Below are 25,519 nucleotides of genomic sequence, written 5' to 3'. Positions count from 1 at the left end.
AAATCCTCCTATTTGGCGGCCATGCGCAAGGCGCCGTCGAGACGGATCACCTCGCCGTTGAGCATGCTGTTTTCAATGATATGCCGGACCAGCGCGGCGTACTCGGCGGGTTTGCCCAGGCGCGGTGGGAATGGCACGCCGGCGGCCAGGGAGTCACGTACTTCCGGCGTCATGCCGGCCATCATCGGGGTTTCGAAGATCCCTGGAGCGATGGTCATTACGCGGATACCGAAGCGCGCCAGTTCACGGGCGGCTGGCAGGGTCAGGCTGGCAATCGCGCCCTTGGACGCCGCGTAGGCGGCCTGGCCGATCTGACCGTCGAAGGCTGCTACCGAGGCGGTATTGATGATCACCCCACGTTCGCCGTCGGCATTGGCCTCGGTTTCGGCAATGGCCGCAGCGGCCAGGCGCAGCAGGTTGAAGCTGCCGATCAGGTTGACGTTGATCACTTGGCTGAAGCTGGCGAGCGCGTGAGGACCGTTCTTGCCGAGGATCTTTTCGCCGCGCACGATGCCTGCGCAATTGACCAGGCCATTCAAGCCACCAAACGCATCCACCGTGGCCTTGACTGCCGCTTCGGCGGCGGCTTCGTTACTGATGTCGGCGACCACGCTCCGGCAACCGAGCTTTTGCGCCTGGGCGGCCACCGCATCGGCGTTGAGGTCCACCAGCATCACCTTGGCGCCGGCCTTGACGAGCATTTCGCCGGTGGCCGCACCGAGGCCGGAAGCACCGCCGCTGACGAGGAAAATCTTGTTGTCGATCTGCATCATGGTTTCCTTGGATTCAAGCTGAAACGTTCTGCGCCAAGGCCTCTTGAGCCTTGGCGATCTCCTGGTTGCGCAAGATAAAGCGCTGCAACTTGCCGCTGGGGGTCTTCGGCAAGTCGCTGACAAATTCGATTTCACGGGGGTATGCATGGGCCGCCAGGCGCTTGCGCACATGCTGGCGCAACTCTTCGGCCAGCTCCGGCGCTGCGCGGTACTGAGCGCTGAGCACCACAAAAGCTTTCACCAGCTCGGTGCGCTCAGGATCGGGTTTGCCGATGACCGCGGCTTCCACCACGGCCGGGTGCTCGATCAGCGCGCTTTCCACGTCGAACGGGCCAACGCGATAGCCGGACGTGGTGATCACGTCATCGCTGCGGCCGACGAAACTGATGCTGCCGTCCGGGTTGAATTCGACGGTATCGCCACTCAGGTAATAATCGCCGACGAACGCCTTGGTCGGGCCGCCTTCGTAACCGGCGAACCAGCACATCGGCGACTGGCTGCGATCGACGGCAAGAATGCCTGGCTGCCCTACCCCCAACTCCCGTTGATTTTCATCCAGCACCACGATGCGGTGGCCCGGCGAGGCAAAACCGGCCGCGCCCAAATGCACCGGGTGGTCGAGTCCATGGTGGTTGCACAGCACCATGCCCAGCTCGGTCTGGCCGTAATGGTCATGGATCACCACGTTCAGGTTCTCGGCAAACCAGCGGATCACTTCCGGGTTCAGCGGCTCGCCGGCGCTGCTGACGATGCGCAGCTTGCCCTTGATCGAGCGGGCGAACTGCTCGCCGCCAGCGATCAGCAAACGGTAGGCCGTTGGTGAGCCCGCCAGGTTGCTGATGCCGTATTTGTTGATCACCCGGCAAGTGCTTTCCAACGTGAAGGGACCATCGTAGAAAGTGATCGGATGCCCCAGCGCCAGAGGCCCGGTCACGCCAAAATAGATGCCGTAGGCCCAGCCCGGGTCAGCGACGTTCCAGAATGCATCTTCGGGACGCAAATCCACGGCGTCGCGCATGTAGCTCTGGAACGCGACGATGGCCTTGAGCGGAACCGACAGCGCCTTGGCCGGCCCGGTGGTACCGGAGGTGAACATCAGCAGGAACGGGTCTTCGCCAGTCAGCATCAGCGGTTCGCACTGGTCGGAATGGTTGGCCAGTTCGGCCCAGAAACTGTAGTCGCCGCGGACGATGCCCTGGCCCTTCGCCCCGCCGACCGTAACGATGGTGGGGCACCCGAGCACTTCGTTGAGCTTGGGCCGGTTGCTGGCGTCGGTGACCACTACGCGCGCGCCGGAGCTGCCGAGGCGGTGCTCGATGGCCTTGGGTCCGAATGCGGTGAAAAGGGGCTGGTAGACCGCGCCGATACGCCAGGTGGCGAGCACCACGATCAGCAGTTCGGCATTGCGCGGCAGCAGGCCGGCGACCTTGTCGCCCTTGCCAACACCTTGGGCGCGCAGGAAGTTGGCGAAACGCGCCGCGTTGTCCTGCAGGTCACGGTAAGTCCAGGTCGCATCGCTGCCGTCACGGCCCTCCCAGAACAAGGCGATGCGCCCCGGCAAGGCATGCCGGTCGCAACACTCCACGCAGGCGTTGAGCGCCTCGAGCGAACCGTGCAAAGCGGCATTGGCAGTGTGCAGGTAATCGAACTGCGACGTGGCGGACGAATAATCGCGCATGACCAGAATCCCTCTGTACTTTTTATTGGTGGGGGAACCGTGAATAGCAGGGAAATACTCGCGCCGAAGGGGCCGCGGGGCAATGGTCAAAGCTTTCAAGTTGCTTGACTGGTTTGGCCATGTTTTTTGTTGAAGGAATCGGTTGTTTGTAAGGCCGCCATCGCGAGCAAGCTCGCTCCCACAGGGGAGTGTCGTTTACAAAACCTGTGGGAGCGAGCTTGCTCGCGATGGCGATAGCCCAGTCAACAACGAACCCGGATCAATCAGCCTCGCTGAGAATCAGGCTGCGATAGTGCCCGGGATTAGACCCGGACCACTTGCGAAACGCCTTGTAGAACGAGCTGGCATCGGCAAACCCCAGCCGCGCGGCGATTTCGACGAAGCTGATGGAGGGCTCGGCCAGCCAGGCGATCGCCAGTTCCTTGCGCACGCTGTCTTTCAGGCCCTGGTAAGTCTGGCCCTCATCCGCCAGGCGGCGGCGCAGGGTCGATGCGGAAACGCAGAGTTGTTGAGCCAGGGCCTCGGTTTCCGGCCACTGCTCGGCGGGCAGCTGGCGCAAATCATGGCGGATACGGCTGGCGAGGCTTTGCGGGTCGCGGTATTTGACCAGGATGTTCGCCGGGGCCTGGGCCAGGAAGCGCTTGAGCTCCTCCGGACTGCGGCGGATGGGCAGGTCCAGGCAGTCGGCGGAAAAAATCATCCGCGTACGCGGCCGGTCGAAGCGCAGGTTCTGCGAGAACATCACGCGATAGTCATCGCAGAAATCCGGCGCCGGGCAACGCAACTCGACGGACAGGATCGGAATGCGCCGCCCGGCGAGCCAGCAGGCCACGCCATGGACGATCATCCAATAGGTGAAATAGGTAAAGGCCCGGCGCGGGTCCTGGTCGTCTTCGAGCAGGACGATTTCCGCCAGGCTTTGCTGGCGAACCCACTGCGCCGGCAGGTGTTCAAGCATCAAGGAGAGGAAACCCAGCCCCGCCGTCAACCCGTTCGCCAACGTCGGCTGGGCCATGGCGCACTGGCACAGGAAGGCCAGGCTGCCGGACTTCAGCTTGCGCGGGTCCATGCCGAAGAACTCGTCATCCAGCCGCCTGGCCAGCAGGCGCCAGAGTCGCGCATAGGCATGGGCCGGCACGCGCGCCTGGGGCTCGTCGAGCCAGGCGGGGTCGATACCGACCTTGTTCAGGACTTCTTCGGTGGCGGCTCCAGGGGCGCAGCTCTGCAGCAGCGCCTCGCGCACCAGCTGGATGGAGATGGTGTCTTTTTCCGACATGGCGCGGTGGTTCACAGGATCCGGTAAAGCAGTCGCTCTATTCGCACCCGGCTGACCCGTTTCAGGAACTTGCTCACCGCGGCGGGATAGTCCGGCAGGGTCTCCAGGTCCAGGTAGCGTTCGATCCGCCGGGTGTGTTGATAGATCCGCTCCAGCTCAGCCTGCCGCGGCCCCAGCAACTCCCCTTTGGGATCGTCGAGCAACAGGGCGTTTTCCAGATCCAGGCGAAACGCCCGCGGGTTGAGGTTGTTGCCGGTAAGCAAGGTGTAGCGCTCGTCGACCCACATGCCCTTGAGGTGGTAGGTATTATCGCCGTCGCGCCACAAATGCAGGTTCAACTGGCCGCTGTCGATGTAGCGCTGATGCCGCTTGGCGAAACGGCGCAGGCTGATCTCGTACAGATAGGGCAATGCCGCAATGATCTTGAACGGCTCGCTGGGCGGAATATAAAAATCGTTGGCGGTCTTGTCGCCGACGATGATGTCGATCCGTACCCCGCGCGCCAGGGCCCGGTTGATATCCCGGGTCACGGCCAGTGGCAGGTTGAAATACGGCGTGCAGATGGTCAGTTGCTGACGGCTGCTGGCGATCAGCTCGCTGATCGCCTTGCTCAGCGGATTATTCTTGCCGACGCCCAGCAGCGGGCTCACCGACAGGCCGTCTTTGTCGAGGCTGCCAGCCGTGGTGTCGTAGGTTGCATATTTGAGGCGGCTGCGCAGGTCGCCGATGTCCTTGCGCAAGCTGCGGGTGCTGGGCAGGTCCGGCAGGTCGAGGCGATGCACCGCCCTGGACGCGATCAGGCCGTGTTGCACCAGGTGATGCATCGAATCGGCCAGTGCGCTGTTCTGCAGCAGGTGATATCGGTCGTAGCGGTATTTGTCGAACTTGTGCAGGTAGACGTTGTTCAGGCTCGCGCCGCTGTAGAGCACACAATCATCGATCACAAAGCCTTTCAAGTGCAGCACGCCGAACAGCTCGCGAGTCTGCACTGGCACGCCGTAGATCGGCACTTCGCTGTCATGGACGCGGGTCTGCTGTTGATACCACGCCGAGTTGCCCGGCTGCTTCTTGGCGCCGATCAGGCCGCGCTGGGCCCGCAGCCAGTCCACCACCACGGCGATGTCCAGCTCGGGGCGCGCGGCTTTGGCGGCATGCAAGGCGTCAAGGATTTCCTGGCCGGCCTCGTCCTCTTGCAAGTAGAGCGCGACGATGTAGATGCGCTGGGTCGCCTGGGCAATTTTTTCCAGCAGGCAACGGCGAAACTCGGCGGCGCCGTCGAGGATGGTCACAGCCTCGGCGGTGAGTGGAAAGCTGCGCAGCTTGGGCAGCAGGGAGCGTTTGAAAAGCGACGGCATAAGGCTCGCAAAAGGTCGAATCCGAAGAACGGATGAGCTTACACCATGACGCGCGGGTTTGGGCCTCCCCTTCGCGACGAAAAAACATTTGACCAAGGAGAACGATCGTTCTACTGTTCGACCCATGAACGAAATCACTAGCAATGAAACACGCGACATCATCCTCGATGTCGCCGAAAAGTTGATCTACAAAAGTGGCATCGCCGCCACCGGCATGGATCTCCTGGTGAAAACCGCCGGCGTCTCGAGGAAAAGCATCTACCGCTACTTCGCCAACAAGGAGGACCTGGTCGTCGCCGCCCTCAAGCGCCGCGATGAACGCTGGATGCGCTGGTTCAGCAGCGAAGTGGACAAGGCGACGACGCCGCTCGCGCGGTTGCTGAACCTGTTTCCGGTGCTCAAGGGCTGGTTCGACAGCGAAGGTTTTCGCGGTTGCGCCTTCATCAATACCAGCGGCGAAACCGGCGACCCGCAGGACCCGGTCCGCCAGGTGGCAAAGATGCACAAACAGAAGCTGCTCGACTATCTAACCCGCCTGTGCAGCGATCAAGGCATCGAGCAACCGCAAGTGCTGGCGGGGAAGCTGCTTATCCTGATCGATGGGGCCATCACCGTTGCACTGGTCATGGGTGATCACAATGCAGCCGATCAGGCGCAGGACGTGCTGAAAACCCTGCTGGCTATCGAATAAGCAACACGCGTATCGCAAGACCGTCGTTGAGACAGACCGCCGTTGAGACAGAAAGTAGTGCAATTCATCATTCATTTATCGGGAGCTTAACCATGTCGTCCTCTGCTGAAGTTCGCCCGCCGCTGCCGCCGTTCACCCGTGAAACAGCGATCGAGAAAGTTCGCCTGGCCGAAGACGGCTGGAACTCTCGCGATCCGCAGAAGGTATCGCTGGCCTACACCCTCGACACCCAGTGGCGTAACCGCGCCGAGTTCGTCCATAGCCGGGAAGAAGCCAAGGCCTTCCTGACCCGCAAATGGGCCAAGGAGCTGGATTACCGGCTGATCAAGGAGCTCTGGGCGTTCACCGACAACCGCATCGCCGTGCGTTATGCCTATGAATGGCACGACGACTCAGGCAACTGGTTCCGCTCCTACGGCAACGAAAACTGGGAGTTCGACGAGAATGGCTTGATGTCCAATCGCTACGCCTGCATCAACGACCTGCCGATCAAGGAAAGCGAGCGTAAATTCCATTGGCCGTTGGGCCGTCGTCCGGATGGTCATCCGGGGCTGTCCGAATTGGGGCTGTAACACAAAACCCTGTGGGAGCGAGCTTGCTCGCGATGGGATGGCACAGTCGATATTTGCGTTGGCTGACCCACCGCTATCGCGAGCAAGCTCGCTCCCACATTGGCAGATGGCGTGTCAGTCGTGGCCGCGATCCAGCAGGAATTCCAGCAACGTTACCGCGCAGGCCTCGATACTGCCTTCCAGGATCAGCTCGTAACCGTGGGTGTTTTCCGTCGGAATGGCAATGCAGCCACCCTGGGCCGACACGCCGCTGCTCATGATTGCGCTGGCGTCACTGGCAAAATCCACCAGCAGCGCGAACTGAGGCGTCAACCCGCGACGTTTGCCGGCCTGGTACAACTGGTCGACGATGTCACGGTTGTAGCAGCCGTTCTGGTCGCCGGTGTTGATGATCGGATCGACGCTCAATCGGGTAGCGTACTCGGAAATGACCGGGCCGACCTCAACCGCCACCGTGGCATCCCCCGGCAGATGGCTGGCGGCATAAAGCGCTCCGGCATTGGACTCTTCCTCTTGCGTGGTGAAGACGAAATAAACGTCGTTCTTCAGTTCTTCGCGGCGCTCAGCCAATAACTTTGCGGCCTGCAATGTCGCGACCATCGGCGCGCGGTCGTCGAGGAAATGCGCCGCGATGGCATCGCCGACCCGGAACGGACGCCGCCAATGCTGGCTCAGCACTACCCGGGTACCTGGCCGCACGCCGTGCGCTTGCAATTGCTCACCGGAGCACCGAGTGATCACATGGACATCGCCCCAATTGACATTCCCCGACAGCACATCGGCGCCCTGATGGGTTTCACCGGTGCTATGCATCGATCCGAACGAGAGTACGCCGGGAATGAAATCCCGGTCGCCGAGAATGTCCACCGGGCACACCCCGAAATTGATCGGATTGGCGCCGCCCAGGGCCACCACGCGCAACGTGCCGTCGGGCTCGATGCGTTTGACCAGCATGGCGATTTCGTCCAGGTGCGCCATGATCCGGATGGGCTGGTTCGCCTTGCCGCTCGGGCGTGTGCCCTTGATCAGGCCGATGACATTACCGGCCGGGTCGACCCAGCTCTCAGCGCAATGCGGTTCCAGTTCCCGCCGGCAGATGTCGCGCACTTCATGCTCCTGCCCGCCGGGCCCACGGGCCATCAGCAGTTCTTCCAGCAGCGGTAAGGTGGACGGATCGGGTTGCATTCGATGGGTTCTCCTTTTTTCCGGGAGCGGCTCAACTGTCGGAGCGAGCCGCGACGTGTTTGTCTTCTTGAGCCCGCCCGGCGCTGAAAAATTTGATCGGATCACGGCAAAACAGACGAGCGGAGCCGATTCGGACGCGGACAAGCGGCCCCCGTGGAGGCTTGACCAGCGCGCTGCCAGGCATCACATTGCCGAGGTCGTCCTTACGCCCAAAGGCGGTTTTGTTGTGTCGCAGAGCTTGTGGAGCCCATGACCGCGTCGATTCCGATCCGTCCCCCCTGCCCGCCCGGTATCTGTGATTGCGGGCGTGATGCGTTGCTGCAAACCCCAGGCAGCGATTTGCGCATCCTTTGCCTGAATCGTCAGGAAGAAAAACGCCTGCTTGAGCGATTGGAAAACATCCAGAGCCTGGACGAGCTTGAACGCTTGCAGCAGCGGCTGTATGAAAACCTCGGCGTACGGGTAACCATCGAGCCGGGTTACAACGAAGTGCGGACCATGCGCGGCATTGCTATCGAATTCCAGGAGCAGCCAGGCCTGTGCCGCAAGATTCGCCAGTCGATTCCGGCGGCGATCCGTCGGGGCTTGGAGAAACGGCCTGAAATCGCCTGGCGGCTGCTTGATGCCCACGACCTGTTTCGCGACGGCTGATATTGTTTTCTAAAATGCCAATGCATCCCCCTGTGGGAGCGAGCCTGCTCGCGATGGCGGCGGGTCAGTCAATGTAGATGTTGGATAAACAGCAACCCGATCAGAAATCGACAGTCGCCGACACCAGGTAAGTGCGCGGCGTCGCCAGGGTCAGCCCCGGCTCGCTGTCGTCCGAAGCCCCGGCCGAGCTCCAATAGCGCTTGTCCGCCACGTTCTCGATATTGGCGCGCAAGGTGATGTGTTTGTCATCGACCTTGAAGGCATACCGCGCACCGACGTCGAACCGCTCCCAGGAATCGATTTCCTTGGTATTGGACGGATCCAGGTACTGCGAGCTGGAATAGATGCCGCGACTGGTCAGGGTCAACCCCTGCACAGTCGGCACATCCCATTCGGCGCCCAGGTTGACGTTGTACTCCGGTGTCGCCGGCGCGCGGTTGCCGTCAAACGCAGGGTTGGTGGTGTCGGTCAGTTCGCTGTCGATGTACATCACGCCACCGAGCAGGCGCAATCCCTTGAACGGTTCACCGAACACGCTGACTTCCGCGCCGGTGTTCTCGCGCTTGCCGTTCGGGCCGAAGACGTTGGTCGTGGCGTCGGTGGCATAGGCCGGTTGCTTGATCCGGAACACGGCGGCGGTAACGGCCAGCGCGCCGGCATCGTACTTGGCGCCAACCTCGACCTGGCGGCTGATGAACGGCGGGAAGATTTCATCGCTGTTGTCCGAGGACGTCGGCGCGATCTTGCCCTGGCTCAAGCCTTCCATGTAGTTGGCGTAGAGGGACAGCTTGTCGGTGGCCTTGAACAGGATGCCGCCCGACGGCGAGACTTTTTCCTCGTCATAGGCGGTGGGCCCCTTGACCCCATCAGACCAGTCGTCGACTTCCACCCGCTGCCAGCGGGCGCCCAGGGTCAGCAGCAGGCGGTCATCGAAGAAACCCAGGGTGTCGGACAGCGCCACGCCGCTGAAGTGGTTCTCGGTGTAGACCTTCGGGTCCGCCCGCGTGGGGGTGTTCGGCGTCGGTGTCGGCACCGGGTCATACAGGTTGCTGCGCCCGTTGGCATAACGGGCGCCGCCGTTTTCGAAGTCCATGTAGAAATAACTGGCCGCCAGGTTCAGCTCATGGCTCACCGGGCCGGTCTGAAACCAGTTGCGCACCCCGGCATTGGCCGTCCGCACATTCTCGTCCCGGGTAAAATCCCGGGGCGACACGGTGAAATCGCCGGCCGCATTAGTGACCGACACGTTGTGCCGCAGAAAGTCGTGGTTGCTTTTACGCGCCCCGACACCGCCGTAAAGCATGACCGAATCGCTGACGTCGAATTCGCCGTTCACCGCGCCGAAGGTGTCCTCGGTGCGCGCCTTGCTCCAATGCTGCGCATAGTTGCGCCGCACATCGCTGGCGTGCGGCACCGGCGCGGCGGCGCCGACCTGGACGCGCTCCTGCGGTGCGTCGGTGTCACGCTCGGTGTGGCCGATATCGGTAGAAAGACGCAGGCGCTCGCCACGAAAATCCAGGCCCAGCACGGCCATCTGGCGATCCACGCGCTGATGATCCCAGTCGGTGTCGCCGGCCTGCTTGACGCCGTTGAAACGCACGCCGAACTGGTTGTCCTCGCCAAAACGGCGGCCGACATCCACGGCAGCGCCGGGCTGGCTATCGGAGGCATAGCTGCCGGTCAGCGATGTGATCGGCTTGTCGGTGGCCCGCTTGGGCACTATGTTGATCCCGCCGCCGACGCTGCCTCGCGGCGAGATCCCGTTGATCAGTTGGGTCGGGCCCTTGAGGATGTCGACGCGATCGGCCATCTCCATGTCGATGGTATAAGTCGGCAGTACGCCATAAAGGCCGTTGTAGGCCACGTCACTGTTGAACAGGCTCAAGCCACGAATGGTGAATTGCTCATAACGCCCGCCCGCCGGGTTGGTGGCGCGCACCGAGGGATCGCTGGCGACCAGGTCACCGAGGGTCCGTGCTTGCAGATTCTTGACCGTCTCCCCCGTGTACGTGGTCATGCTGAACGGTGTTTCCATGAAGTCACGGGAGCCGAGCAAGCCCTGGGATCCACGCCGTGCCACCTGCCCCCCTGCGTAGGGATCGCCTTGCGTCGCGCCGGTGGCACCGAAAATCGAAGTCGGCGCCAGCTGCAGGCTGCTGCCTTGCGCCGCCGGAGTGAGCATGTAGGCCTGTTCGCCCACTGGCTGCAACTGCAGGCCGGAACCCTGCAACAGCCGGGCAAATCCCTCCTCCACGCCAAACTCGCCAGCGAGCCCGGCACTGTTGCGACCGCTCACCAGGGCCGGGTCCACCGAGAGGTTGACGCCAGCCTGCCCGGCGAACCGGGTCAGTGCGGCGCCGAGGCTGCCGGCGGGAACCTGATAGCTGCGCCGGGCGCTTTCCTCGGCCTGGCTGGGCGAGATGAAAAACGCACTGGAGCTCAGGCTCAGCATGAGGCTCAGGTTCAGCAACGGGCGCCAGCCAGCAAGGGCCGGACGAAAACGTAAAGATACTGCTGCGGGCATTGGAGCAACTCTCGTTTTTTGTTCAGTTGCCTTGAATGACAAGCGAGACAAAAAAAGGGGACAGGCTTCAGGCGATATTTTTTCGCGGCGTCAAGGTGACCCAATAGCGGGTACGCATGTGCACCTCAAGCGGCAGGCTGGCCGAGAGCAACGCGAGGATCCGGTCGGTGTTTTCCAGACGGAAGCTGCCGGTGACGCGGAGCGCTTCCAACCCTTCGTCCCAGCGCAACACGCCGGGGCGATAGCGGTCCAGCTCCCGAAGGAAATCCCCCAGCGGCTGGTTCTGCGCCACGAGTACGCCTTCACGCCAGCCCATCTGCCCGGCGTCGAATGTGCTGGCCGCACCCGCGCCAGTGGCACTCAGGTCGACCTGTTGGCCTTCTTCGAGCCTCAGCGCTGGCCCTTGCGCAGGTTGCAGTTGCACCGCGCCGCTGACTACCGAAACCCGGCAGCTGCGTTGATCCAGGCGAATGCAGACTTCGCCTCGGCCGACACTCACAGCACCGTAGGGCAGCTGGACCGCCAAGGGGCCGTCGACGACTTTCAGCGCGATCTCGCCGCGCAGCAGCATCAGGCGGCGCGCCTCAAGGTCAAGGTCCACAGCGCTGTCAGTGTTCAAGTGCAAAACGTTGCCACCGGCCAGCGTCCACCGACGGCGTTCCCCGATGGCGGTGTGCAGGTCGGCGCGCCAGGCCTCCAGCGGCAGTTCGCGTCCCAGCAACCAGGCGGTCGGTACCAGCGCGGCGACACCCAACGCGCGCTTGAGTACGCTGCGACGGGCCAGTGCGGGACGATCCAGGGTGGCCAGGCCCAACGCTGACGGCACCTCGGCAAACCGCTGGCGCAGGCGCTGGGCTTTCTGCCAGGCCGCTTCGTGCTCGGCCTTGCTTTCGCGCCAGCGCTGCAACGCGCCATGATCGAATTCATCGGCGCCTGACTCGATCAGCGCCAGCCACCGAGCCGCCGCCCGGGCGACTTCACGGGCTTCGGCCGACGGAGCCTGGCGCATCAGAAGTCCACCAACAGGCAATGTTCGTAGGCCTGGGCCATATAACGCTTCACGGTGCGTTCGGAGACTTGCAGGCGCTCGGCGATCTCGCGATAGCCGAGGCCTTCGAGCTGGCTCCACAGGAACGCCCGACGCACCATCGGCGGCAGGCCATCAAGCAACTCGTCCAGGGCCTGCAGGGTTTCCAGCAGCAGCCAGCGCTGCTCTGGAGACGGCACGCATTCGGCGGGCAGGCTGGCCAACGCGTCGAGATAAGCCTGTTCCAGATGGCGGCGCGTGTAGAAATTGCTCAACAAGCGCTTGCCCACCGTCAACAGGTAGGCGCGCGGTTCATGCAGGTCGGCCAGCGACTGGGCGCTGGACAGTACGCGCAAGAACGTATCCTGGCGCAGGTCGGCGGCATCCCAGGCATTGCCCATGCGCCGTCGCAACCAGCCTTCCAGCCAACCGCCATGGTCACGGTATAACGCGTCGAGGGCGTGCTCCGCCGGCTTAGCTGCATCAAGCATGTGAAGTGGCCCTGGGCAAGAATGTCTTAAATGAGACTGATTCTAATTAATGTTCCCAGGTGATTCCAAGGCTTTAATTCATCGACGGTCAAAACCTCTGGCGAAGCAGGCGCCCTTGGACACCAAGGGCGCGCCGTATATCGCCCGCCGTCAGTGGCTGGCCTGCAGGGTCTTGGGTACTTCCGGCATGGCCGACGAGTGATGGTTGATGATTTTCCACTGGCCGTCGAGTCGCTCGTAGAGGAAGGTATAGCGCGCCTGCACTTCCCGCTTGGAACCGTCGGCCTGGGTCAGCGTAAAGGTATAGACTCCGCTGTCCATCGCCGCGTCAGGCCCCAGGTGACGGATTTCCCGGTAGTTGATTACCCCGACCGGCTTGGCCGCCAGGAAGTGCACGAAATAGTCCTGGATCTGCGCCGGGGTACTGCGCACCTTGTTGGAGACGGTCGGTTGCAGAATCGCATCCGGGGCGTACAGGCTGGTGACCGCGACAGCACTGCCGGTCTTCAACGCAGCGTTCCAGCGGTCGAACAGCCCGGCGATTTCACGGTCATTGACGTTCTGCGGCTGCTCGGCCACGGTGCTGTAGACAAACGGCGTGGTCTCCAGCGCTTGGGCAAGGGGCGCGCCCAGCAGAAGAAAAGCGGCAATGGCACAGGTTTTCATTTTCATCGTAGCGTTCCTTTGGGTTTCAATGAGCCCACTGTGCCGGCCTTCGCAAGCCTCGCCATCGGCCAACCGGTGCCGATCGCCTATGCCATTCGGCAGATAGGCCGGGTGTCGATCACAGGGTTTAATGAAACCATCACCAACCGCGCCGGTTTCCCCTTCCACGCTGGAGTTCCCCATGCAAAGCCCACCCCATGACCCTGGCAGCGCCTTGGCGATCCGCACCCAGTATCGCCAGTCGCAAAGCCGGGCGGCGCGCCTGGGCCTGTTGTTGGGCACCGGGCACGAACTGACCCGCTTGCCGTTGGCGCAGATGCGCCAACGCGCGGTAGAACGTGCGTGCGCGTTCGTCGCCATGGATCACGGTCTGTTGCTGGAATGGAACGCCGACGGCCAGTTGCAGACCGTCGCCAGCCACGGCAGCGGCGAGCGCCTCGAGCTGCTCGCCGAGCTGGCCCAACCGCCCTCGCCCGCTTCGCAATGGATGGATCGCCCCGGCACGCCGTTGCCGCAGATCCTGCGGATCCCGCTGCGCGGGTCCGACGGCGTTGCGTTCGGCGCGCTGCTATTAGGCAACAGCGTGCCCTTGGGCGCCCCAGACAATGAAGACATCGAATCGCTGCAACTGCTGGCCACGCTGTTGGCGGCGCACCTGGAGAACAGCCGCCTGCTGCAAACGCTCCAGGCCCGCGAGCGGACCATGTCCGAGCTGGTCCATCGGTTGTTCAGCGCCCAGGAGGACGAGCGCAAGCGCGTGGCCTATGACCTGCACGATGGCCTCGCGCAGAACCTCGCCGGCTTGCATCAACGCCTCCAGGGGTTCGCCGGTCGCTGCCCGCCTTTGCCGGCGGCGCTGGCCGATGAACTGCGGAGCATTCTCGAACTGGCTCAGGGCTGCGTCGGCGAAGGTCGGCAACTGATCGGTGGCCTGCGTCCGCATGTGCTCGACGATTTTGGCTTGTACAAAGCCGTCGACAAGGAGGCCGATCGTCTGCGTGACGCTGGGCTGAGGGTCGATTGGGTCGAGCACAGCATCGCGCGCCTGCCGGGTAATACCGAGATTGCGCTGTTTCGCATCGCCCAGGAAGGCATCAACAACATTCTCAAGCACGCCCAGGCCAGTCAGGTTTCCCTCGGGCTGGCGGTGCGAGACGGCCAGGCTTGGCTACGGGTCGAGGACGATGGCTGCGGATTCGCCCTGGAACAACCCATCGAGACCAATGGCAGCTGCCACCTCGGCCTGGCCGCCATGCAGGAGCGCGCGAGCCTGCTGGGCGGCCAACTGGACTGTCGTAGCGCACCCGCCCGCGGCACTCGATTGCTGGCCAGCGTGCCGTTGCCAGCCCACGGAGCACAGCCATGAATCGTCCCCTGCGCCTGCTGTTGGCCGATGATCACGAAGTGACCCGCACCGGGTTCATTTCCATGCTCGCCGGTACCGAAGGGTTCGAAGTCGTCGGCCAGGCCTGCGACGGCCAGGAGGCGCTCGACCTGTGCGAGCGGCTACAGCCGGACATCGCCATCCTCGACATCCGCATGCCGGTGCTCAATGGCCTCGGCGCGGCGCGCATCCTGCAACAACGCCAGCCGCAGATCAAAGTGATGATCTTCACCATGGACGACAGCCCCGACCACCTCGAAGCGGCCATCGCTGCGGGCGCCGTCGGCTATCTGCTCAAGGATGCCAGCCGCGAGGAAATGCTCCAGGCCCTCAGGCGGGTCGCCCAGGGAGAAGAGGCACTGAACAGTTCGGTCAGCGCCCGTCTGTTGCGCCGCATGGCCGAACGCAGTGCCAACGGTGCAACGCCCGTCCAGGCCCTGACCGCGCGCGAACGCCAGGTACTCGGGTTGGTGGCCGGGGGGTTCAGTAATCGCGAGATCGGTGAAAAGCTCGGCATCGCCCCCGGCACGGCCAAAGCGCATGTGGAGCGGGTCATCGGCAAGCTCGGCGCGGCCGACCGGACCCAGGCGGCGGTACGCGGCGTTGCCCTGGGGCTGGTGGCGCAGCCCAGCGGACAATGGCCATGAGGTTTCTGGCAGCCCGGAGATGGGCCGACTTGCCGTTACGGGGCAAGGCGTTGGTGGTGATCTCGCTGCCGTTGGTGGTCCTGCTGCTGTCGCTGGTGCTGATCTACATCACCGAACGCCAGACAGCCCGTGCCGAAGAGGATGTGCGCCGGGTGCTGCTGGTCCAGGGCGACATCCAGGCCGTGCACACGTTGCTGGCCGAGGCCGCGGCCAGCGTGCGCGGTTACCTGCTGACCCGGCGTGAAGATTTCCTGCCCGGCTACGAACAGGCCACCCCGAGGATCCAGGCTGCATTGCAACGCCTGGATCACAATATCCGTGACGCGAGGATGCGCGAGCACCTCAAGACCATTACCCCGCTGATTACCGAAAAGCTTGCCGGGTTGCAGGCGTTGCGCACCGGCAAGGCGGACGACACCGCGGCCATCACCGCGATCCTGATCGAAAACAAACAGGTGCTCGACGTGCTGCGCGAGCAGATCAGCGCCATGCGCATCCGCGAGGATGCCCTGCTCGCCGACCGCAGCGCCGCCGCGTCGGCTACGCGCATGCGCTTGCTGTTCGCGACCCTGCTCGCGGCGGTCTGCGGGCTGTTCGGGGCGATCGTCGCGGTGCTGTTCCTGTCCAAGGGCATCGTCGCCCGGGTCCAGCAGGTGCAAGGCAACGCCCAGCGCCTGGCGCTGGGCCAGCCGTTGTTGCCGCAACCGCCGGAGAAAGACGAAATCGGCCAGTTGGGCACCCGTCTGGTGGAGGCCGGGCAGTTGCTCGCCGAACGCGAGCGCGCCCTGCGCGATAACGAGGAACGCCTGCGGCTGATCATCGATGGCGTCAAGGACTACGGCATTTTTGCCCTCGACGCCAAGGGCCATGTGATCACCTGGAATGCCGGGGCCGAGCGGATCAAGGGCTATACCGAACAGGAGGTACTCGGCCGGCATTTCTCGCTGTTCTACCTGGCCGAAGAGTGCCCGGCCCACCCCGAAATGGCCCTGCGCGAGGCGACCCGCGACGGCCATTACATGGAAGAAGGCTGGCGTTGTCGCAAGGACGGCAGTCGCTTCTGGGCCAGCGTGGTCATCACCACTCAATACGATAGCACCGGCGCGCTGCGTGGCTTCTCCAAGATCACCCGCGACATCACCGACCGGCGCACCGCTGAAATCGCCCTGCGTACCGCCCGTGAGGAAGCGGAAAGCGCGAGCCGGGCCAAGAGCGAGTTTCTTTCGCGCATGAGTCATGAGTTGCGCACGCCGCTGAACGCCATCCTCGGCTTCGCGCAATTGCTGGACATGGACTCGGTCGCCGGCCAGCGCCCGCAGGTCAGCCACATCCTGCGCGCCGGCCAGCATTTGCTCGCGTTGATCAACGAAGTGCTCGACATCGCCCGGATCGAAGCCGGCCGGCTGCCCCTGAACATCGAGCCAATTGCCCTGCCGACCGTGCTGCACGAAGCCTTGACGCTGGTATCGCCGATGGCGGCGGATTCGGGAATTCATCTGGCCGCCCTGCCCGCGCTGCCCGAAGGCAGTGGCGTGCTTGCCGATCGCCAACGCCTGGTCCAGGTGTTGCTCAACCTGCTCTCCAACGCCATCAAGTACAACCGGCCCGGCGGCGAGGTGCGCATCGAAGTGAGCGTCGAGGGCCAACAGGTGGGCATTGCCGTCAGCGACACCGGGCACGGCATCGCCCCCGAACAGTTGGACCAGTTGTTCAAGCCGTTCGAACGCCTGGGCGCCGACCCGCAGGTCGAAGGCACAGGCCTGGGACTGTCCCTGAGCAAAAGCCTGCTGGAGATGATGCAGGGTAGCCTTCAGGTACTCAGCGAACCGGGACAAGGCTGCTGCTTCACCTTGCGCTTGCCCGCTGCCCAGGTGTCCGGCGCCCAGCTGCCGCCCTTGGCGGCGTTGGAAATCACCCGCCCGCGCACCGAGTTCGACGGCAAGGTCCTGTGCATCGAAGACAACCTGTCGAGCCTCGCCTTGATCGAAACCCTGATGCAGCGTCGCCCGGGCATCCAGCTGCTATCGAGCATGCAAGGCCAGTTGGGCCTCGACCTGGCGCGCCAGCACGCGCCGCAGTTGATCCTGCTGGACGTGACATTGCCGGACCTGGAGGGGCTGGAGGTGCTGCGTCGGTTGCGCCAGTCGGCGGCGACCGCGTCCACGCCGGTGCTGATGATCACCGCGGATGCCAGCGACCTCACCCACCGCGCCCTGCGCGAGGCCGGCGCCACGGCGATCCTGACCAAGCCCATTCATATCCAGGCCTTCCTCGGTCACCTTGAACGTTATTTACCGGAGTCCGCATGAATCGCGATCTGCGCATCCTGATTATCGACGATCAGCGCCCCAACCTTGAGCTGATGGAACAACTGCTGGCCCGTGAAGGGCTGCACAACGTGCTGAGCAGCACCGAGCCGTTGCGCACACTCGACCTGTTCAACAGTTTTGAGCCCGACCTGGTGATCCTCGACCTGCACATGCCGGCCTTCGACGGGTTTGCCGTGCTGGAGCAGCTCAACCGGCGCATCCCGGCCAATGACTACCTGCCGATCCTGGTACTGACCGCCGACGCCACCCGCGACACCCGCCTGCGGGCCCTGGCATTAGGCGCCCGGGACTTCATCAGCAAGCCCCTCGACGCCCTGGAAACCATGCTGCGGGTCTGGAATCTGCTGGAAACCCGAGCCCTGTACAAATCGCTGCGTACATTGATTCCCGCCGAGCAGATCGAATTGTTGCGCCAGCATCGAGGAACGGCTGACCAGCGCATCGAGCCGTCAGCATAGTGTGGCGTAATCGCGGCTATTTAATCCGCGTTGGGGTGAAGTTGCGGACCTAGTGTGGCGAGGGAGCTTGCTCCCTCGCCACAAGGGCACCGAAAGACCACAATTGCGGCGGTCAGTCCTCGCCAATCTCCACCACATCCCCGTTCAACCGCACCGGCCAGACTCGCAGGCGCTGTTCGGGGTATTCCAGGCAATGGCCGTCTTCCAGGCGGAAGTGCTGCTTGTACATCGGCGAGGCGATCACCAGTTCGCCCTTGATGCTGCCCAGCAGACCACGGCCGATGACGTTCGCGCCGGACTTGGGGTCGCGGTTGTCGACGGCGTACAGCGGTTTGTCCGTATGCTCCGGCAGGTAAAGCAGCGCCACCTGGCGGCCGTCATGCCAGGCAACCACGCCGGAATTGGGCACCAGGTCCTCGCGGCTGCACAGGGTGCGCCATTGGACGGGTTCTTGAGCGATACGAACGACGTTTGACTGGCTCATCAGAGCACCTCCTCGGTGACGGGAATCAGGTGAAGTTCGCCGGCATGCACCGGCCGGCGCTGGCCGCGTTCGCGGACAAAATGGACGTCCGGATCGTCGCGCTTGTCGTTGACGAAGGTGCGGAAGCGCTTGAGTTTTTCCGGGTCCTTCAAGGCGTTGGCCCATTCGCACTCGTAGCGGTCGACCACCAGTTGCATCTGCGCTTCGAGCTCGGCGCCCAGGCCCAGGCTGTCGTGGATGATCACGTCCTTGAGGTAGTCCAGGCCGCCTTCCAGGCTCTCGCGCCAGACCGAGGTGCGTTGCAACTTGTCGGCGGTGCGGATGTAGAACATCAGGAACCGGTCGATGTAGTGGATCAGCGTGGCGTCATCCAGGTCGGTGGCGAACAGCTCGGCGTGGCGTGGACGCATGCCGCCGTTGCCGGCCACGTAGAGGTTCCAGCCCTTCTCGGTAGCGATCACGCCAACGTCCTTGCTCTGCGCCTCGGCGCATTCGCGGGTGCAACCGGACACCGCGAACTTGAGCTTGTGCGGCGAGCGCAGGCCCTTGTAGCGGTCCTCGATGGTCAGGGCCATCTGCACGCTGTCCTGCACGCCGTAGCGGCACCAGGTGCTGCCGACGCAGGATTTCACCGTACGCGTCGATTTGCCGTAGGCATGGCCGGTCTCGAAACCGGCTTCGATCAGCTCGGCCCAGATGTCCGGCAACTGGTGCAACTGCGCGCCGAACAGGTCGATGCGCTGGCCGCCGGTGATCTTGGTGTAGAGATCGTATTTCTTCGCGACCACGCCAATGGCGATCAGTTTGTCGGCGGTGATCTCACCGCCGGCGATGCGCGGCACCACCGAGTAGGTGCCGTTTTTCTGCATGTTCGCCATGAAGGTGTCGTTGGTGTCCTGCAACGGCACCAGGTGCGGGTCCATGATCGGCTGGTTCCAGCACGACGCCAGGATCGAACCCACCGCCGGCTTGCACAGGTCGCAACCGGTATGGCCGCGACCGTGTTTGGCCAGCAGCTCTTCGAAACTGATAATCCCTTCCACCCGCACCAGTGCGTAGAGCTCCTGGCGGGTATAGGCGAAGTGTTCGCACAGGCTCTTGTCGACGCTGACACCACGGGCGATCAGCTCGTGTTCGAATACCTGCTTGACCAGGGCCGCGCAGCCGCCGCAACCGGTACCGGCCTTGGTGTCGCACTTGAGCTGGCCGAGATCGCTGCAGCCGCCGTCGATAGCCGCGCAGATCGAGCCCTTGGTGACGTTGTGGCACGAGCAGATGGTCGCCGCTTCGGGCAGCGCCGCCGGGCCCAGTGTCGGAGCGCCTTCGGACGATGGCAGGATCAGGCTGGCGGCGTCCTTGGGCAAGGCGATGCCGTTCTGCATGTATTGCAGCAGGGTGTCGTAGTAGCTGTTGTCGCCCACCAGCACCGCGCCGATCACACGCTTGCCGTCCGCGTCCACTACCAGGCGCCGATAGCTGGCGCTGGTTTCGTCGATGAACTGGAAGCTGCGCGCACCCGGCGTGTTGCCATGGGCGTCGCCGATGGAACCGACGTCCACGCCCAACAGCTTGAGTTTGGTGGACATGTCCGCGCCGGTGAACGCCTCGCCAGCCTCGCCGCACAGGCGCGCCGCGACATTGCGGGCCATCTGGTAGCCCGGCGCGACCAGGCCGAAGATGCTGCCATTCCAGGCGGCGCATTCGCCGATGGCATAGATGTCCGGGTCGCTGCTCTGGCAATGATCGTCAATCACCACGCCACCGCGCGGGCCGATCTGCAGGTCGCACTGGCGAGCCAGGGCATCCTGGGCGCGGATACCGGCGGAAAACACGATCAGGTCGGTTTCCAGGAAGTCGTCGGTGGCGAAGTTCATCCGGTAACGGTATTGCTCACCGGCGCTGATGGACTGGGTGCCCTTGGACAGGTGCACGCCGACACCGAGTTTTTCGATGCGCGCCTTGAGGGCGAGGCCGCCCTGCTCGTCCAGTTGCACCGGCATCAACCGTGGGGCGAATTCCACCACGTGAGCTTCCAGGCCAAGGGTCTTGAGGGCATTGGCCGCTTCCAGGCCCAGCAGGCCGCCACCGACGACCACGCCACGCCGGGCATTGTTCGCAGCGGCGCGGATGGCGTCGAGGTCTTCAAGGGTGCGGTAGACCAGGCACGAATCACCTTCGGCGCCCTGGATCGGCGGCACGAAGGGGTACGAACCGGTGGCGAGCACCAGCTTGTCGTAGCCGAGGCGCTCGGTGGCGGTGACAACCTCGCGCGCCTGGCGATCGATTTCCAGCACCGGCACGCCCAGGTGCAGCGTGACGCCGGGCGTCTGGTACAACGAGGCTTCGCCCAGGGCCAGCGACTCGGCATCGCGGCCCGAGAAATACTCGGACAAATGCACACGGTCGTAGGCACGCATCGGCTCTTCGCTGAACACATGCACGCGGTAATGATTGAGGGCACCGCGCTCGATCAGTTGCTCGACGCAGTGATGGCCGACCATGCCATTGCCGATCACGATCAGCGTTTGCAGCTTGTTCAGGGAAGCAACGTTGGAATTCATAGAAAGCACCCGACAAAAGCCCATCACGGTTTTTTGAAAGCAAAAAAAAGACGCCTGAAACCTTGCGGTTCCAGGCGTCTTTGCCTGTTCTGTGCGGTATCGATCCGGCGACTGCGCCCTGACCTACCGTAATATCCCCGGCCTGCTGGCGCTCGATCTTCGTTGACCGACGGGGCTGCCCACTCGATTGTGTTCGCGGTGGGCCTGCCAAGCCTCTTGCAGCGAGCGTGCCAGACTTCATTTTTGCCCGCCCTCCACCCCTTCGCATGCGCCCAGAATCCCCTGTGGGAGCGGGCCTGCCCGCGAAGAGGCCAGATCAATCCCTTGAAGCTGACCGGCCCCCGTCCCACCTCAACAGCGCCACTCATTGCCTTGCGATGGTGCGATCCCCCGCCACGGGCTTCATAAAAGTGCAGGTCTTGACGCCCACCGGCAAAAATCCTGAACCATCGCCGACGCGGATTTTCACAATTAATGGAAACCGGGCCAGACGCCAGACCCTGCCCCTGGCCATCCAGCGAAACCACAAGCGCCCCAGGCGCAGGCTATTGATCGGATGAACGCAATGGATGAGCGAAACCCACCTGTCGTTGTGATCTGCGGCGCCACCGCCGGCGTCGGCCGCGCGAGCGCCCAGCGGTTTGCCGCGTCCGGCTACCGCGTCGGGCTGTTGGCCCGGGGCGAACAAGCGTTGGCAGCGACGCAAGAAGAACTCAAGCAACTGGGCGCGACGAGCCTGGCGATCAGCGTCGATGTCGCGGACGCCGATGCGGTATTCGCGGCGGCGCAACGGATGGAGCGCGAGCTGGGCCCGGTCGACGTCTGGATCAATTGCGCGATGGTCACGGTGTTGTCGCCAATCCGCCAGTTGACCGCCGAAGAAATCCACCGGGTCACCCAGGTCACGTACCTGGGCACGGTGCATGGCACGCTCGCGGCCCTGGACCTGATGGGGCGGCGCAATCGCGGGGTGATCATCCAGGTCGGCTCGGCGTTGGCCTACCGGGCCATTCCACTGCAGGCGGCCTATTGCGCGGCCAAGTTCGCGGTGCGTGGTTTCACCGATTCCTTGCGCTGCGAACTGCTCCACGAACACAGCGACATCAAGGTCTGCATGGTGCAACTGCCGGCGATCAACACGCCACAGTTCGATTGGGCCCGCAACAAGCTCGCCAAGCGCCCGCAACCAGTGCCACCGATCCACGACCCGGACGTTGCCGCCCGGGCGATTTTCAGCGTAGTGAAACGTACTCCCAGGGAATTGTGGCTGGGCGTCGCCTCGCTCAAGGCGATCGTCGGCACTTGCCTGATGCCGGGCCTGCTCGATCGTCTGTTGGCCCGCAGCGCTTACGCCGGGCAAATGACCGACGAAGACGACGACAGCCAGCGCCCGGACAATCTGTTCGAACCGCAGGAGCCCTTGCATCGTACCCGCGGGCGGTTCAATGGCCGCTCGAAGGATTCGGCGCTGGCTTTCAGCTCGACCCAGGTGTCCGCGTTGCTGCTGGCCACCGGTGGGTTGCTGGCTGTGGTGCTGCTACTGTTTTGAGCCGGTGCGCCGGAACCAGCGATAACCGTATCCCTGCAATGTCAGGCTGGATGCGGTCGAGGCTGGATACGGGCGGTCCGAGAGGACTTCCTCGAACCCGTGCAAATCCACTTCCCGTAACTGCACGGTGACTGTCTCGGGGCTGAGGTTCGCCAGCATCACCGAGGTGGCTTGGCACTCATGGGCGATGGCGAAGACTGCACGGTGGTCGACCGTCAGCAGTTGCGCCCTGCCGTCACCAACCTCGCTCAAGCGCCTGCGCGCCAGCAGCAGCCGGCGAGTCCGCGCCAACAGCGAATCGGGATCGTCCTGTTGGCCCTCGACGTTCAACTGCGTGTAGGCAAACGGTCCTTCATCGATCACCGGCGCGGCGAGGCGCTGGGCGGTTGAAAAGCCGGCGTTGGCTTCATCGCTCCACTGCATGGGCGTGCGCACCGACAGGCGTTCGGGCCGGGACAGGTCGTCGCCCATGCCGATTTCTTCGCCGTAGCGCACGATGGGTGTCCCGGGCAGTGACAGCAGCAGCGCCTGGGCCAGCGCCTGGCGATGCACATCACCGTCGAGCATCGGCGCCAGGCGCCGGCGGATACCGCGGCCATACAGGCGCATGTTCTGGTCCGGGGCGAAGGCCTGCATCACCTCCTCACGCTCCTGCTCGGTCAAGCGTTCGAGATCAAGCTCGTCATGGTTGCGCAGCCACACCGCATAGTTGGCGCCGTCGGGCGGTGCCGGGCGGCGGGCAATGGCCCTTTGCAGAGGCTCGGCTTCACCTCGGGCCAAGGCCAGGAACAGATGATTATTGACCCAGAAATCCAGCACCAGGCCCAGGCGTTCGCCGGTGCCGAAGTAATGGCTGTAGCGCTCGGGCTCGACATCCACTTCGCCCATCAGCACGCCTTCCGGGTTGATGCGGGTCATGTGCTTGAACAGCCGTTCCAATAACCACACGCCCTGCTCCTCATCGCCTCGACCGGCCTGCTCCACCAGGTGCGAGGCGGCATCGAGCCGAAAACCGGCAATTCCCAGTTCGAGCCAGTGATCCATGATCCGCTCGATCTCTTCGACCACCCGCGGGTTCGCCAGATTGAGGTCCGGCTCATGGCGATAGAACAGATGTCGAAAGTACTGCCCGGCCTGTTCGTCCCAGTGCCAGATGCTGTCTTCCACCGATGGGAAGATAGGCTGATTGCCGTCGTCCACCGGCGTGTCGGACCACAGGTAATAGTCCCGGTAGACGCTGTTCTTGTCGCGCCGCGCGCGCAGGAACCAGGGATGCTGGTCGCTGGTGTGCTGCACCACCAGTTCGAGGATGACCCGGATGCCACGCTCCCCGGCCTGGACGATCAACTGGCGCAAGTCTTCTTCGCTGCCAAAGCGCGGGTCCAGCGCCATGAAATCACTGACGTCGTAACCGGCGTCCTTGAACGGTGACCGGTACAACGGCATCAGCCAGAGTGCGCCGACGCCGAGCGCTTGCAGATAATCGAGTTGACGAATGATGCCCTTCAGGTCGCCACGGCCATCGCCGTTGCTGTCGTAGAACAGCGAGGGGTCGATCTGGTAGATCAAGGTATTTCGATGCCAGTTGGCTTTCATCGGTCACTCCTTATCGACAAAGGTTATCGACACAGGATCAGGGCCTGTTCGGCAGCCAGACGCCCGCTGAACGGCTGGCCTTCATCCGCGCCATCGCTGGCGATTTCAACTCGCCAGGAGTCGGCCAGCGGAAAGGTGTGCTCGCTGTCGGCAAAATTGATGCAGACCAGGCGCTCGTCGCCCTCGCAATGGCGACGATAAGCCAGCACCTGCGGGTGCGAGGGCAGTTCCTCCCAGCCGCCCAGGCGCAGCGCCAGGCTCTTGCGCCGACACGCCAGCAGCCGTCGGTAAAGCGCCAGCACGGAATCGGCGTCGCGCTCTTGGGTCTCCACCGACAACTGGCCGGCATCCGCAGCGAAAGGCAGCCATGGCGCCTGACCCGACCAACCGTGAGGCGCCTGTTCCGTCCAGGGGATCGGCGCCCGGCTGCCGTCCCGTCCGCCGGGGTCGACGCGGGTCTGGGCGGTCACTTGCGTATCCTCCAGGCCCAGCTCCTCGCCCTGATAGATGAAAGGCGTGCCGCGCAGCGTCAGCAGCATCACCGCCGCAGCCCGTGCCCGGCGCAATGAGCCGCCGTAGCGAGTGCGGTGGCGGCTGTTGTCATGGTTGGACAGCACCCAGGTCGGCCAGGCCTGCAACGGGCCGAGGTCGTTTTCCACCTCGCGTACGCACATGCGGAACACCACCGGGTCCCACGGTGCATCCAGCGGCGGGAAGTTGAACGACATGTGCAGTTCGTCACTGGCGCCATAATAGGCCGCCACCTGGGCCGTGGAACGGATGTTGACCTCGCCGATCAGCACCCGCTCGCCGGGGTAGCTGTCCACCAGGCGCCGCAGCCCGCGCAGCACTTCATGGCTGTAGGGCTGATCGTTGATCTTGACCATGGTTTCACCGGCCATGCAGCGCGGGTCATCGGCAAAGCTCTGGTCCTTGCCGACGCAATGCACCACGTCGACGCGAAACCCGTCCACGCCACGCTCCAGCCAGAAGTGCAGCACTTGATGCATGGCCGCCACGACCTGCGGGTTGTGCCAGTTCAGATCCGGTTGCTCGGGCAGGAAGAAGTGCAGGTAGTACTGCTGGCTGGTTTCGTCCCAGGTCCAGGCGCTGCCGCCGTCGATCGAAGCCCGCCAGTTGTTCGGCTGGTCACGCCAGATGTACCAGTCGCGCTTGGGGTTGTCGCGGCTGGAGCGCGATTCGATGAACCAGGGGTGCTGGTCGGAAGTGTGATTCGGGACAAAGTCGAGCAAGACCTTCAAGCCCCGTTCGTGGGCCTTGGCGATCAACGCATCGAGGTCGGCCAGGTTGCCGAACAGCGGATCGACATCGGTGTAGTCGCAGATGTCGTAGCCTGCGTCGCACATGGGCGAGCGGAACACTGGCGACAGCCACAACGCATCGATGCCAAGGCGTTGCAGATGGTCCAGGCGCGCTGTCAAACCGGGAAGATCGCCGATGCCATCGCCGTTGGCATCGGCAAAGGAGCGAGGGTAAACCTGGTAGATCACGGCGTTCTTCCACCAGGGCGAAGGGAAGGAGTTGGGCATGTCGCCTCCTCTGATCGCAGTGTGTGGTGGGCAAGACCGCAGCCCCGCCTGATGCCCCTTCGTCGAGGGAC

The 25,519-nt window shown here is 63.6% G+C and carries 21 protein-coding genes; 8 read left to right on the top strand and 13 right to left on the bottom strand.

Features of this window, described 5'->3' with window-relative positions; genetic code table 11:
• Positions 1 to 8 precede the first annotated feature (8 nt).
• From PSH78_RS12810 to pssA, 4 genes are all read right to left on the bottom strand, one after another.
• Positions 9 to 770, bottom strand: coding sequence for an SDR family NAD(P)-dependent oxidoreductase (locus PSH78_RS12810; RefSeq protein ID WP_305500969.1), 762 nt, complete (start codon positions 768 to 770; stop codon positions 9 to 11).
• Positions 771 to 786: 16 nt separating this feature from the next.
• Positions 787 to 2,451, bottom strand: coding sequence for an AMP-binding protein (locus PSH78_RS12805; RefSeq protein WP_305500967.1), 1,665 nt, complete (start codon positions 2,449 to 2,451; stop codon positions 787 to 789).
• A gap of 259 nt (positions 2,452 to 2,710) precedes the next feature.
• A complete protein-coding gene (locus PSH78_RS12800) occupies positions 2,711 to 3,727 on the bottom strand; it encodes an AraC family transcriptional regulator (RefSeq protein WP_305500965.1) in 1,017 nt (338 codons plus the stop codon).
• A gap of 11 nt (positions 3,728 to 3,738) precedes the next feature.
• On the bottom strand, positions 3,739 to 5,082 hold the full coding sequence (gene pssA, locus PSH78_RS12795) for a CDP-diacylglycerol--serine O-phosphatidyltransferase (RefSeq protein WP_305500963.1): 1,344 nt from the start codon (positions 5,080 to 5,082) through the stop codon (positions 3,739 to 3,741).
• A gap of 124 nt (positions 5,083 to 5,206) precedes the next feature.
• Here pssA and PSH78_RS12790 point away from each other — a divergent pair, with 124 nt between their 5' ends.
• The gene (locus PSH78_RS12790) at positions 5,207 to 5,773 is read left to right on the top strand and encodes a TetR/AcrR family transcriptional regulator (RefSeq protein WP_305500961.1); all 567 of its coding nucleotides are present in this window, start codon (positions 5,207 to 5,209) and stop codon (positions 5,771 to 5,773) included.
• Between the two features lie 92 nt (positions 5,774 to 5,865).
• Positions 5,866 to 6,345 (top strand): nuclear transport factor 2 family protein, encoded by a 480-nt coding sequence (locus tag PSH78_RS12785; RefSeq protein WP_305500959.1) that lies wholly within the window; start codon positions 5,866 to 5,868, stop codon positions 6,343 to 6,345.
• 114 nt (positions 6,346 to 6,459) lie between these two features.
• Here the strand turns inward: PSH78_RS12785 and PSH78_RS12780 are convergent, their stop codons facing one another.
• Complete coding sequence (locus tag PSH78_RS12780; protein WP_305500958.1) at positions 6,460 to 7,530, bottom strand: M28 family peptidase; 1,071 nt, start codon at positions 7,528 to 7,530, stop codon at positions 6,460 to 6,462.
• A 249-nt stretch (positions 7,531 to 7,779) separates the two neighbouring features.
• On the opposite strand from PSH78_RS12780, the gene PSH78_RS12775 reads away from it, so the two are divergent.
• Positions 7,780 to 8,181, top strand: coding sequence for a hypothetical protein (locus PSH78_RS12775; RefSeq protein ID WP_305500956.1), 402 nt, complete (start codon positions 7,780 to 7,782; stop codon positions 8,179 to 8,181).
• Positions 8,182 to 8,281: 100 nt separating this feature from the next.
• Here PSH78_RS12775 and PSH78_RS12770 read toward each other — a convergent pair whose 3' ends face one another.
• From PSH78_RS12770 to PSH78_RS12755, 4 genes are all read right to left on the bottom strand, one after another.
• A complete protein-coding gene (locus PSH78_RS12770) occupies positions 8,282 to 10,705 on the bottom strand; it encodes a TonB-dependent receptor (RefSeq protein ID WP_305500954.1) in 2,424 nt (807 codons plus the stop codon).
• 67 nt (positions 10,706 to 10,772) lie between these two features.
• The gene (locus tag PSH78_RS12765; protein ID WP_305500953.1) at positions 10,773 to 11,714 is read right to left on the bottom strand and encodes a FecR domain-containing protein; all 942 of its coding nucleotides are present in this window, start codon (positions 11,712 to 11,714) and stop codon (positions 10,773 to 10,775) included.
• Entirely contained in the window at positions 11,714 to 12,223 is a 510-nt protein-coding gene (locus PSH78_RS12760) for a sigma-70 family RNA polymerase sigma factor (protein WP_305500951.1), read from the bottom strand. Before PSH78_RS12760 ends, PSH78_RS12765 begins: the two co-directional genes overlap by 1 nt.
• A 150-nt stretch (positions 12,224 to 12,373) precedes the next feature.
• Positions 12,374 to 12,895, bottom strand: a complete 522-nt coding sequence (locus tag PSH78_RS12755) for an SgcJ/EcaC family oxidoreductase (protein ID WP_305500949.1) — start codon at positions 12,893 to 12,895, stop codon at positions 12,374 to 12,376.
• Positions 12,896 to 13,070: 175 nt separating this feature from the next.
• Here PSH78_RS12755 and PSH78_RS12750 point away from each other — a divergent pair, with 175 nt between their 5' ends.
• Genes PSH78_RS12750 through PSH78_RS12735 form a run of 4 tightly spaced genes read left to right on the top strand, consistent with a single transcriptional unit; the run spans position 13,071 to position 17,708 of the window.
• Entirely contained in the window at positions 13,071 to 14,255 is a 1,185-nt protein-coding gene (locus PSH78_RS12750; protein WP_305500947.1) for a sensor histidine kinase, read from the top strand.
• A complete protein-coding gene (locus PSH78_RS12745; protein WP_305500945.1) occupies positions 14,252 to 14,920 on the top strand; it encodes a response regulator transcription factor in 669 nt (222 codons plus the stop codon). The genes PSH78_RS12750 and PSH78_RS12745 overlap by 4 nt, the downstream gene beginning before the upstream one ends.
• On the top strand, positions 14,917 to 17,229 hold the full coding sequence (locus tag PSH78_RS12740; protein ID WP_305500944.1) for an ATP-binding protein: 2,313 nt from the start codon (positions 14,917 to 14,919) through the stop codon (positions 17,227 to 17,229). Before PSH78_RS12745 ends, PSH78_RS12740 begins: the two co-directional genes overlap by 4 nt.
• Entirely contained in the window at positions 17,226 to 17,708 is a 483-nt protein-coding gene (locus PSH78_RS12735) for a response regulator (RefSeq protein WP_305500942.1), read from the top strand. Before PSH78_RS12740 ends, PSH78_RS12735 begins: the two co-directional genes overlap by 4 nt.
• 112 nt (positions 17,709 to 17,820) lie before the next feature.
• Here PSH78_RS12735 and nirD read toward each other — a convergent pair whose 3' ends face one another.
• Positions 17,821 to 18,192, bottom strand: a complete 372-nt coding sequence (gene nirD, locus PSH78_RS12730; RefSeq protein ID WP_305500940.1) for a nitrite reductase small subunit NirD — start codon at positions 18,190 to 18,192, stop codon at positions 17,821 to 17,823.
• The gene (nirB, locus tag PSH78_RS12725) at positions 18,192 to 20,753 is read right to left on the bottom strand and encodes a nitrite reductase large subunit NirB (protein ID WP_305500939.1); all 2,562 of its coding nucleotides are present in this window, start codon (positions 20,751 to 20,753) and stop codon (positions 18,192 to 18,194) included. Before nirB ends, nirD begins: the two co-directional genes overlap by 1 nt.
• A gap of 565 nt (positions 20,754 to 21,318) precedes the next feature.
• Between nirB and PSH78_RS12720 the strand changes: the two genes are divergently transcribed.
• Positions 21,319 to 22,302: an SDR family oxidoreductase gene (locus PSH78_RS12720; RefSeq protein ID WP_305500938.1), complete on the top strand. Its 984-nt coding sequence runs from the start codon at positions 21,319 to 21,321 to the stop codon at positions 22,300 to 22,302.
• Here PSH78_RS12720 and PSH78_RS12715 read toward each other — a convergent pair.
• Together PSH78_RS12715 and PSH78_RS12710 are read right to left on the bottom strand one after the other, a co-directional pair.
• Entirely contained in the window at positions 22,291 to 23,898 is a 1,608-nt protein-coding gene (locus PSH78_RS12715; RefSeq protein WP_305500936.1) for an alpha-amylase family protein, read from the bottom strand. The two genes, PSH78_RS12720 and PSH78_RS12715, sit on opposite strands and share 12 nt — an antisense overlap.
• Before the next feature lie 23 nt (positions 23,899 to 23,921).
• Positions 23,922 to 25,448 carry an alpha-amylase family glycosyl hydrolase gene (locus tag PSH78_RS12710; protein WP_305500935.1) on the bottom strand — a complete coding sequence of 509 codons (1,527 nt, stop codon included), beginning with the start codon at positions 25,446 to 25,448 and terminating at the stop codon, positions 23,922 to 23,924.
• Between the last annotated feature and the right edge of the window lie 71 nt (positions 25,449 to 25,519).

It is taken from the genome of Pseudomonas sp. FP198, from assembly GCF_030687895.1.
Classification (GTDB): Bacteria; Pseudomonadota; Gammaproteobacteria; order Pseudomonadales; family Pseudomonadaceae; genus Aquipseudomonas.
Note: the sequence above shows the minus strand (reverse complement) of the source record. Positions and strands in the feature narration are given on the sequence as shown.